6 protein-coding genes are annotated in these 10419 nt (G+C 64.7%); 4 read left to right on the top strand and 2 right to left on the bottom strand.

The window, feature by feature from the left end; all coding sequences use genetic code 11:
* Positions 1–396: 396 nt before the first annotated feature.
* Complete coding sequence (locus tag K8W16_RS09435) at positions 397–1071, bottom strand: outer membrane protein (RefSeq protein ID WP_304122916.1); 675 nt, start codon at positions 1069–1071, stop codon at positions 397–399.
* A gap of 558 nt (positions 1072–1629) precedes the next feature.
* A complete protein-coding gene (locus K8W16_RS09430; protein WP_304122915.1) occupies positions 1630–2619 on the bottom strand; it encodes a YbhN family protein in 990 nt (329 codons plus the stop codon).
* A gap of 711 nt (positions 2620–3330) precedes the next feature.
* Here K8W16_RS09430 and K8W16_RS09425 point away from each other — a divergent pair.
* The 4 genes from K8W16_RS09425 to K8W16_RS09410 all read left to right on the top strand — a co-directional run.
* Positions 3331–4479, top strand: a complete 1149-nt coding sequence (locus tag K8W16_RS09425) for a site-specific tyrosine recombinase (protein ID WP_304122913.1) — start codon at positions 3331–3333, stop codon at positions 4477–4479.
* A gap of 3 nt (positions 4480–4482) precedes the next feature.
* Positions 4483–7344, top strand: a complete 2862-nt coding sequence (locus tag K8W16_RS09420) for a DHHA1 domain-containing protein (protein WP_304122911.1) — start codon at positions 4483–4485, stop codon at positions 7342–7344.
* Between the two features lie 623 nt (positions 7345–7967).
* A complete protein-coding gene (locus tag K8W16_RS09415) occupies positions 7968–9971 on the top strand; it encodes an alpha amylase C-terminal domain-containing protein (protein WP_304122909.1) in 2004 nt (667 codons plus the stop codon).
* 260 nt (positions 9972–10231) lie between these two features.
* Positions 10232–10419 (top strand): hypothetical protein (locus K8W16_RS09410; protein ID WP_304122907.1); only part of this gene is annotated, 188 nt, incomplete at its 3' end.

Here is a 10419-nt window from a genome sequence, read left to right as displayed (position 1 = left end):
CCCTTCTCAACGCTCGGGGGCCCCCGGCCGGCCTTCAGGCGGCCGGGCCGCGAGGGCCGCGCAGCCGCGATTCACTCGCGGCGTCAGCAAGGCCCGAGTCGTGCAAGCCCCGCGTCCGTACAGCGTATCCGGGGCAGACGGGCCTGCGCGTCCCTCCGGCGTGAAGAAAAGGGCGGGCCTGCGCGTCCCTCCGTCGTGAAGAAAAGGGCGGGCCTGCGCGTCCCTCCGGCGTGGAGAAAAGGACGGGCCTGCGCGGCAGGGCGGACGCGGCAAGGGCCGCCCCTCTCCGTGCGCGGCGCTTCTGCATAAAGGGCCCTTGCCCGGAAAGGAAAATGCCGGAAAAAAAGCCCGCACGGCCTGCGCCGCACGGGCTTTGACAACCTGGGGAAAAGGTGATCAGAAGGTCACCCTCAGGCCCAGCATGAACTGATGGACGTAGTTATCCTTGGAATTCAGCTTCATCTCATGGGCGATGCCGGAAACATTGCCGTTGTCCATGGTGAGGAAGCGGTAGCCTATGTCGGCGGAAATGTTCTCCGTAAAGGCGTAGGAGCAGCCGAGGCCTATCTGCCCGGCGAACACCGTGTCCGTGTCGCTCCCAGAGCCGATGAGGTCGGCGGCAAGGCGGGAATGGTTCACATGGCCTTCGGTTTTCAGGAAGGCCATGCCGAGGCCCGCGCCCACATAGGGGGTGAAGCCGTTCCAGGTGGTGATATCCCAGTACACGTTGGCAAGCAGGGTTTGCAGGCCTACTTTGGCGTGCAGGGCATGGTCGCCGTCGCCCGAGCTTTTCGATACCCTGCCGTAGGCCCCGTATTCCAGTTCCGCGCGTACGGGCACGTCGAGCACCGGGGAAAAGTCGTAACCTATGGCCAGCGCGCCGCCCGCACGGGCCGAAGTCTTGGAATCGGAATCCACTTTCTGCCCGAGATAGGAAAGCTCCGACTTGGAATGTTGCACGTTGAGCACGAATTTGGGCGCGACGTATACGCCGATGAGGTCGGCGGCATGGGACGTGCCGGGCAGCAGAAGGCAGGTCGCCATAAGAAGCATGCCGATGCGCTTGAACATAAGGTTCTCCTTGGCTGAAGGGTGAAAGGGGCCCGCACCCCGCGACTGCCTGCGGGAACATCGGGCGCTTTTCTCTCTTGTAGCGCGGCCTTGCCTGCCTGCCATGATTATCATACGGCCGCCTTCCCCTCCCGCAAAGCCTTCCCCCGGACTGCGCCCCGCGCGAAGCTCCGTCCGCACGGGGAAGGGGGGCCGGAAAAGGCTCCCGGCGTTTTTTGCTTCTTCCAGAAAGAGGAGCACCGCGCAGGGAGCTCCGGATAACGTACGGGTCTTCTTTGTAAGCCCGCCCTCTGCGGGGAGATGCGCCCGCACCCGGAAGGGAAAGGCGGGGAACGGGTGTAGCCTGCCTTTTCCTGAGCCGTGAGGTTCTCTCCTTGTCAGGGAGCTTCATCAGCCTTCGGGAGAAGGCGCCTGAGAAAAGGCCGCGCGGGCATTTTTCCGGGCTGCGGCTGCGCAGGCCGCCGGGCGCTCTCGTCGAAGCCCGGTCCCCTCTTGTGGTGTGACTTTTTTCTCCGGCAAGGCTTCGGCAGCCCGGGGCGCGCCTGTCGGGCAAGGGGCCTACGGCTGCCCGTTTTCTGCGGGATCGGGCAGGGTTTCCTTCTCTTCGGCGGCTATTTCTTCCGGGGTGCGGCTGCGCAGGCGGAATTCATAGAGGAAGAGGAGGATGAGGGAGATGAGCAGCGGCACAAGGTAGTAGAGCACACGGAAGACGAGTATGGCCCCGAACAGGCGCTGCGGCACCACGCCGTGGATGATGTGCATGAGGATAAGCTCCAGCACGCCCACGCCGCCGGGCACATGGGTGAGCACCACGGCCACCTGGGCGAGCAGGTAGTTGGGCAGGAAGTCGGCAAAGGAAATGGTGCTGCTTTCCGGCAGCAGCACATAGAGGCAGGCGGCGGCGACCAGCAGGTCGGCGCAGGCCACGGCCGTCTGCGCCAGGGCTATGGGCAGGGTGGGCAGGGCGAATTCCTTCTTGAAGATGCGCACGGCGCGGCCCCTCGCCCACCAGCACACGAAAAGGTAGAGCACGCAAAGCCCGAGCAGCGCGGCCCCCAGGGGGCGTATGTGGGAAGGATCGATGGAAAGTTCCGGCGGTATGTGCACATTGGCGAAAAGCAGCACGCCCCCGGCAAGGCCCAGCGCCCCTATCCAGAAGGTGACGGCCAGCATGAGCACGAGGCGTACGATATCTATGGCGTGGAAGCCCCACGCGCTGTAGAGCCGGTAGCGCACCGTGGTGCCGCCGAGCAGCGCGCCCAGGTTGTAGCTCACCGCAGAACCGGCAAAGGACACCAGGCAGATGCGCGGAAAGGGGAGCTTTCGGTGTATGGCCTTCACGGCGAGCCAGTCGTATCCTACAAGTATGGCGTAGTTGAGCACCACAAGAATGACGGCCATGACAAGCTGCCGATGCCGTATGTGAAGAATACTGTCGATGATTTCTTCCATACTGTAGCGCTTGAGCTTGTCGTAGAGAAGCCAGCAGGCCAGCACACAGATGAAGAGAACGAGAAGCTTTCCCAGAATCGGCAGGTATTTTTTCATTATCGGCAGTCCACACCAGAAGGGGATACAGGGTTGCGCCCGGGCGATAGTTCCTTTTTGCGCAACTACAATACCCGCACAGAGAAGTAAAGGCAAGGGGAGGAGAGCGACAAATGCGTTATGCTTCCCTCCCCCCGGCCCAACCCCGTGCGGCGCGCCGTTCCGTGGAAATGGCCCGCGAGTTTTCCGCCTTTCCTGCCCCTGCGGGGATGTTGCCGCCCGCGCTTGAATGGCCCCCTTGCGCAAAAGCCGCCGGGGGCTGCGGCAAAGAAGGGCTTTTCCTCTCGCTGCCCGCCCCCCGTCCCCCCAAAAAAGCCCCTCCCCGCGTTCCTGCCGGGCAGGGGCGGCGCGGAACAGGGCGGGAACAGGCCCGCAGGAGCTTTTCCGGCCTTCAGGCCCGCGCCGGGGCCGTTTTGCCCCGGATTCTCCCCGGCTGTTTTTTTGCAGGAAGGAGCCCTTCGTCCCCCCAAAAAGGCCCCTCCCCGCGTTCACGGAAGCTGCTTTCGTTGCAGGGCGCGTCCCCCCTTGCCCGTGGGGCCTTCCTGCCTTCGCGCCTTTCCGTCCCTTTCCTGCACGGGATTTTTGCAGGGCCGTTTTTGGAAGGAGGTTCCGCCGTGTTTCCGGGTCCTGCCCGGGGCGTTGACGCGGCCTTCGCGCGCCGTTAATCTGGCGTGACGTTTCAGTGTTGCCGGAAGGCGGGGAGGTAAGGGCATGGCGGAAGAAGCGGCAAAGGGGCGGCGCGGGAGGCCGAAAAAGGAGCGTTCCGCGCTTCTGGAGGCGCAGGCCGTGATCGACGCGCCCGCCGCCCCGGGGCAGAAGGAGCCGAAAGAGCGGCCTTCGGCCCTCAGGGCGGCGCGCAAGGCCCCTTCAGACAGCCTGCGCCGCCTCGGGGAGCGCTGGCTCGACGAGCTTCTGGCCGTGCGCGGCCTTTCCCCGGCCACGGCGGATTCCTACCGGCAGGACATTGCCGCCCTTTCTTCCTTCCTGGAGGAGAGCGGGGCGGAGGATTTGTCCGCAAGGCAGGCCCTCGCGCGCCTGGACGACGAGGAGCTTCTGCTTTTCGTGGTCTGGCTGCGGAAAAGGGGGGACGGCAGGCGCACGCTGGCCCGCCGCCTTTCCTGCCTGCGCGGCTTCTTTTCCTGGTGCGCGGACAGGGACATGATGGAGGGCAACCCCGCCGCGCTTCTGGACGGGCCGAAGCTTCCCCACACCCTGCCTTCCGTGCTGAGCCGCGAGGAGGCGCTTGCGCTCATTGCCGCGCCGGATGAGGATACGAAGCTCGGCCGCCGCGACAGGGCCATGCTGGAGCTCTTGTACGCCTCCGGGCTGCGCGTGTCCGAGCTCATCGGCCTGCACCCCCTGGATATCGACCTTCAGCGCGGGGCGCTGCGCGTGTTCGGCAAGGGCCGCAAGGAGCGCCTCGTGCCCCTGCACGCCCGGGCCGTGGCCGTGATGGAATATTATCTTCGCAAGGTGCGGCCGGAATTCATGCCGCAGGACAGCCATGTGTTCCTGAACCGCTCCGGCACGGGCCTCACCCGGCAGGCGGTGTGGAAGCTCATCCGCCGCTACGCCCTGGAGGCGGGCATAGACCGCGACATTTCGCCGCACACCATGCGGCACACCTTTGCCACGCATCTTCTGGAAGGCGGGGCGGACCTGCGCACCGTGCAGCTTCTGCTCGGCCACAGCGACCTTGCGGCCACGGAGCTTTATACCCATGTGCGCTCCGACGTGCTCGAAGAAGTGTACCGCCGCTGCCACCCGCGCAACTTTTCCTCCCCCGGAAAGGGGAGCGCGCCGCAACAGCCCGTCAATCCGCAGCCTTCCCCTTCCGGGGAGCCGACCATAGAGGAATGAACGATGAGCGCCGATACCGTCATCACCTGCCATGTCAACGCCGACAACGACGCCCTTGCCTCCCTGGTGGGCGCGCTTGCCCTGTACCCCGGGGCCGTGCTGCTTTTCCCCGGCAGCCAGGAAAAGCAGGTACAGGAATTCTATGAGGACGTGGTGGAGCCGCTTTACCCGTGCATAAGCCAGAAGGAGCTGGACACGGAGGCGGTGAAGCGCCTTGTGGTGGTGGATACGCACCTGCGCAGCCGCATTTCGCCGGTGAAAAGGCTCCTGGAGGAGAAGCCGGGGCTGGAGATCCATGTGTGGGACCATCACGGCCTTTCCGACGACGAGGGCGAAGACAGGCTTCCCGCCTCCCTCATGCGCGTGGAGAAGGTGGGGGCCGCAAGTACCGTCATTGTGGAGGAACTGCGCAGAAGGGGCCTTCCGGTAACGTGCGAAACGGCCACGGCCCTTGCTGCGGGCATTTACGGCGACACGGGCTCCTTCCTCTACAATTCCACCACGAAGCGCGACCTTGAGGCGGCCGCGTGGCTGGCGGGCCTTGAAGCCGACCTTGCGGTGGTGAGCCGCCTCATCACGCGCACCATGGGCCGCGAGCAGCTCCACGCCCTCTCCGTGATGCTGGAGAATACGCAGCTGCGCGACATAGGCGGCGTGCTCATGGCCATTTCTTCCATGCAGAGCGAGACCTTCCTTGAGGATTTCGCCACCCTTGCCCCGCGCATCATGGAAATCGAAGGCTGCTCCGTGCTTTTCGCCGTGGCCTCCATGGAGGACAAGGTGCAGGTGGTGGGCCGGAGCAATTCTCCCATGGTGGACGTGGGGGAAATCTGCCGCCGCATCGGCGGGGGAGGGCATCATTACGCGGCCTCCGCTTCCGTCAAGGACATGACGCTGCCCCAGGTGCGCGATTTTCTGAAGATGCAGGCCTCGCTCCTTGTGAATGCCGACGAGAACGCAGGCAAGCTCATGACCAGCCCGGCCCTCGGCGCTTCCGAACGCCTGACCATTGGGGAGGCGCAGTCCCTCATGATCCGCTACGGCCTGAAGGCCGTGCCCATCTTCGCGGAAGGTACGCGGCGCTGCCTCGGGCTGCTTGCCCAGGAGACTGCGGCCAAGGCCTCGGGGCACGGGCTTGCGCAGATAGGCGTGACTATGTACATGCAGCGCTCCTTCAGCGTGGTGCCGAAGAGCGCGGGCATACAGGAGCTGGTGGATATCATGATAGGCGGCCGGCAGCGCCTCATCCCCGTGGTGGACGGGGAGGACGTGGAGGGCCTGGAAGAGGAGGAGCGCGCGGAAGCGTTGCTCGCCCGGCCCGTGGTGGGCGTGGTGACGCGCACGGATATCATACGTCTCTTCATGGGGGAGAACGGCGCGCACATCCCGCCGGTGAGCCGCAAGGCGCGCAAGGAGCGCAGCCTTGCCTCCGCCATGGGCAAGCGCCTGCCCCAGCCCTGCCTGGATTTTCTGCGCCTTGCCGGGGAAATCGCCGAGGATCGGGGGGCCGCGGTGTATGTGGTGGGCGGATTTGTGCGCGACCTTGTCATGGATAAGGGCCTGAAGTGGCCGGATATCGACGTGGACCTCGTCATAGAGGGCGACGCCATGGCCTTTGCCCACAGCCTGGCCATACACCTCAAGGGCCGCGTGCGCGAGCACCGCGAATTCATGACGGCCATGCTGGTCTTTCCTGCCGAGAGCCTCTGCCGGGACGTGAAGCAGCACCGCCGCACGCACCTTGCGGAGCCCACGGAAATCAAGGTGGACATAGCCACCGCGCGCCTGGAATTCTACGCCGAGCCGGGGGCCCTGCCGCAGGTGGAGCGCGGCTCCATCAAGATGGACCTGTACCGCCGCGATTTTTCCATCAACGCCATGGCCATACGCCTGAATCCCCCTTCCTTCGGCCAGCTCGTGGACTTTTTCGACGGCCAGGAAGACATACGCAACAAGCGCATCCGCACCCTGCACGCCCTGAGCTTTGTGGAAGACCCCACGCGCATGTTCCGCGCCGTGCGCTTCGAGCAGCGCTACGGCTTCCGCATGGGCGCCCAGTGCGAGCGCTTCATGCGCAACGCCATAGACGACCTGCACCTCATCCATCATCTTTCCGGCTCGCGCATCTGCCATGAGCTGGAGCTCATGATGGAGGAAAGAAATCCCTTCCTTGCCTTCCGCCGCATGGACGAGCTGGGCCTTCTGGCCGAAGTGCATCCGCTCCTTGCCATGAACGACGAAAAGCGCGACATGGCCGACCGCGTGCGCCGCGTGCTCGAATGGTACATGCGCATGTACCTGCCCGAAGTGCCGGACCTGCTCATGCTCATGGTCATAGCCCTGTGCCGCCGCGCCCCGGGAGCCGAGGTGGAGCAGCTCCTCGACAGGCTCCAGTTCTCCGACAGGAGGAAGCGCGAAACCATGCTGGTGCGCTCCTCCATCATGGCCGTGCGCCAGGGCATGACGCGCTGGGAAAAGGCCGACGGCCCCCTCAGCGAGCTGCACCGCATGCTCGGCCGCGCGCCCCTGGAAACTCTGCTCTACCTTCTGGCCCGGGAAGACAAGCCGGAGCTGCATGAGAAGCTCACCCGCTATATCTATCTGGGCCGCCAGATGAAGGCCGATATCAACGGCGACGACCTGAAGCACATGGGCGTGGAGCCCGGCCCCATGATAGGCCGCATCCTGAACGAGGTGCTCACCGTCAAGATGGACAACGAATCCATGAGCCGCGAGGACCAGCTCGCCCTGGCCGCCCGCCTTGCCGTGCAGTACACGGCCGAGGCCGTGGCCGAAAAGGGCCGCACCCTGGGCGAGGCGTTGGAGGAAGCCGGGGAAAAAGCCGGGCAGGGCCGGAGCGCGTAGCCCGGCAGGGGCGCACCTGAAAGTGCCGTCCCCGCGCACCGGGAACAACGGCTATTCCCGGCAGGGGGCGTCTGCCCCGGGCAATCCGTCCCCGGCTGCGGGGAAGTTTTTTCATGTTTGCCTCTATGCCCGTAGTGCGGGATGCTGCCGCGCAGGGGACTTTCCCTGATGCGGCAAAGATGCCCTCCCGGCCGCCGGGAAGACCGCAAAAATGAGAGAACGGGAACCTGCCCCGGCCGCAGGGCAGGCGGGAACCTGTTCCGCCCGTCGATCATGAACGGGGAGTTTGCCTCCCCGGGCGGGGCGCGGGGCAAGCTTTTTTCCCGTGTCCTTTGGCGTCCGGCCCGCCTTCTGCGCGGGAGACGGGCCGGACGTCCCCGGCGCGGAGGGGCCCGGCGGGGGAGAGGGGAAGAAAAACTCCGCCCCTGCCGCCAAGCCTGCGTTTTTTTCTTTCAGCGATGCCGCCTGTGCCGGGGACTCTCCGCCCGGGAGGGGCTTGTGCATCCGGGGCATCCTTGGTTATGCTTGGGGAGAAAAGGCGCGGGCGGCGGGCTTTTTCAGCCGCGCCTTTTCCGGGGCGGAGCCCCTTTTTCCCTGAACAAGCGTGCAAGAAGGAGTGCGGCATGGCTTTGCTGAATCCGTTGACCGATCCCGAGCTTTCCGAGTATCTGCCGTTCCTGGAAGAGAGGACGAACCGCTGCCGTGAGGAATACGCGCGCATCCTGCGCGGCTACGGCTCCCTCACGGCCTACGCGGCCCTGCATCACCGGCTGGGCCTCCGGCTGGTGACGGGGAAGGACGGCCGCCGCTCCTGGCATGTGCGCGAGTACATGCCTGCGGCGGGGCGCGTGTGGATCACCACGAACCGCATCAATTTCGAGCTGCGCCCGGAATTCGAGCTGGTGCGCCTGGGGCACGACCTCTGGCAGCTCTACCTGCCCGAAGACGCGCTTGCCCACGGGGATTATTACGAGATACGCCTCTACGGCAAGGGCGATACCGGGCTTCTGCGCCGCGTGCCCGCCTTTGCCCAGTGGGTGGAGCAGGACAAGGATAATCCCGACCAGTGGTGCGCGAGGGTATGGGCCCCGGAAAAGCCCTGGGAATTCCGCTACGCCGCGCCGAAAAGGCCGAAGTTCCCGCGCATTTACGAGGCGCACATCGGCATGGCGCAGGACGCGCGCACCCACACGAAGGGCTCCATCGGCAGTTACGACGATTTCGCCGCCGAGGTGCTGCCCCGCGTGAAGGCCGGGGGCTACAACGCCGTGCAGCTCATGGGCGTGCCCGAGCACCCGCTCTACAAGTCCTTCGGCTATCAGGTGAGCAGCTATTTCGCGCCCTGTTCCCGCTACGGCGACCCGGCGGGCTTCTGCCGCCTGGTGGACGAGGCCCACAGGCTGGGGCTCTACGTCCTCCTCGATATCACCCACGCCCACGCCTGCGCCAACACCGAGCAGGGCCTTGCCAAGTACGATTCCAGCTCCTATTTCTTCGATACCCGCGCCAACCAGTGGGGCACGCCCTCCTTCGACTATCACAAGGACATGACGCGCCGCTTCCTCATGTCCAACTGCCGCTACTGGATGGAGGAATTCCATGTGGACGGCTTCCGCTTCGACGCCGTGGGCAACATGCTCTACACCGACCACGGCATAGGCGACAGCTTCTCCCATGTGGGCCGCTGCTTCTACGCGCCGGACGGATCGCGCCGTACCAACGCCTGGGGCGAGCTGTACCTGTGCATGGCCAACGCCCTCATCCATGAGCTGAACCCCTCGGCCGTGACTATCGCCGAGGAGTTCAGCGGCATGCCCGGGCTGACCTGCCCGCCGGAGGAAGGCGGCCTCGGCTTCGACTACCGCTTTGCCATGGGCCTGCCCGACTTCTGGGGCAAGTACATCAAGAAGCCTTCGGAAATGGGGCGGCTGTGGTATGAAATGACTAATCACCGCCCCTACGACCGCACCATAAGCTATGTGGAGTGCCACGACCAGTGCATCAACGGCGACGACGCCATGATCTGGCGCATGGTGGGCGATGCCATGTACACCCGCATGAGCCCCTTCAACGCCACCTGGAACGAGACCCGCGGCGTGTCCCTCTACCGGCTTATGCGCGGCGTCACCCTCACCTCCGCCGACGCGGGCTACCTCAGCTTCATGGGCACGGAATTCGGCCACCCCGAATGGCTGGACGACGAGGAGCACGCCCACCGTCAGTGGCAGCTCGCGGAAGACCAGGTCTCCTTCTACGCCGCGCTTTCCCGCTGGGACAAGGCGCTTCTGAAGGACATTGCGGACAGGCATCGCCGCGACTTTGCGAGGAACCCGGAATTCCGCTTCATCCATGAGGACAAGCGCCTGCTCGCCTTCTCCCGAGGGAAGCTGCTTTTCGCCTTCAACTTCCACGAGACGCAGCCCGAGCCGGAAATGCGCTTTCAGGTGCCCCCGGGCAAGTATGTGGAAATCCTCTCCTCCGACGAACCGCGCTTCGGCGGCTGCGGCAACCTCGTGCCCGGCAGGCCCGCCACCGAACACTTCAGCGACGCCTCCACCGGCATCGACATGCAGGATATCACCCTCTACCTGCCGCCGCTCACCATGCTGGTGCTGGAAAGAAAGTAGGGGAACCCGGCCTGCGCTCGCGGCCCGGCCCGCCGGGCCGCGCTTCGGCGGCTGCGCGCAGGGCATGCCTGACACGCCTGCGGGAGGCTGCCCCCGGGAGAGCCGGAAAAGAGCAGGGCGGGGAAGGCTGCGTTTTCCCTGCCCCGGCGCTCCCCGACAGGCAGCGCCGGGGCGGAAGCTTGATTTTCATGCGTCGCAGGCTGCTTGCGCCTGAACGATAAGAACGATAAAGATATATTGTCCCAAAAGGTGTTTTTTCCATGTCGACGCTTGTGGCTGTTGCCGTTCTTTTCGGGATCATCTTTCTTGCCTGCGGAGGCCTCAGGCAAGAAAAAAGGGGAGAGGCATTACTAATTGCTGTTTTCTTTTTGATCAATCTGGGGATATTCACTCTTTTTCTCATAACAGATCACTATATTGTTCCTTTTGTTATTATTATACTGTCTAT

This window comes from Mailhella massiliensis, assembly GCF_020741395.1.
GTDB classification, from domain to species: Bacteria; Desulfobacterota; Desulfovibrionia; order Desulfovibrionales; family Desulfovibrionaceae; genus Mailhella; species Mailhella massiliensis_A.
Note: the sequence above shows the minus strand (reverse complement) of the source record. Positions and strands in the feature narration are given on the sequence as shown.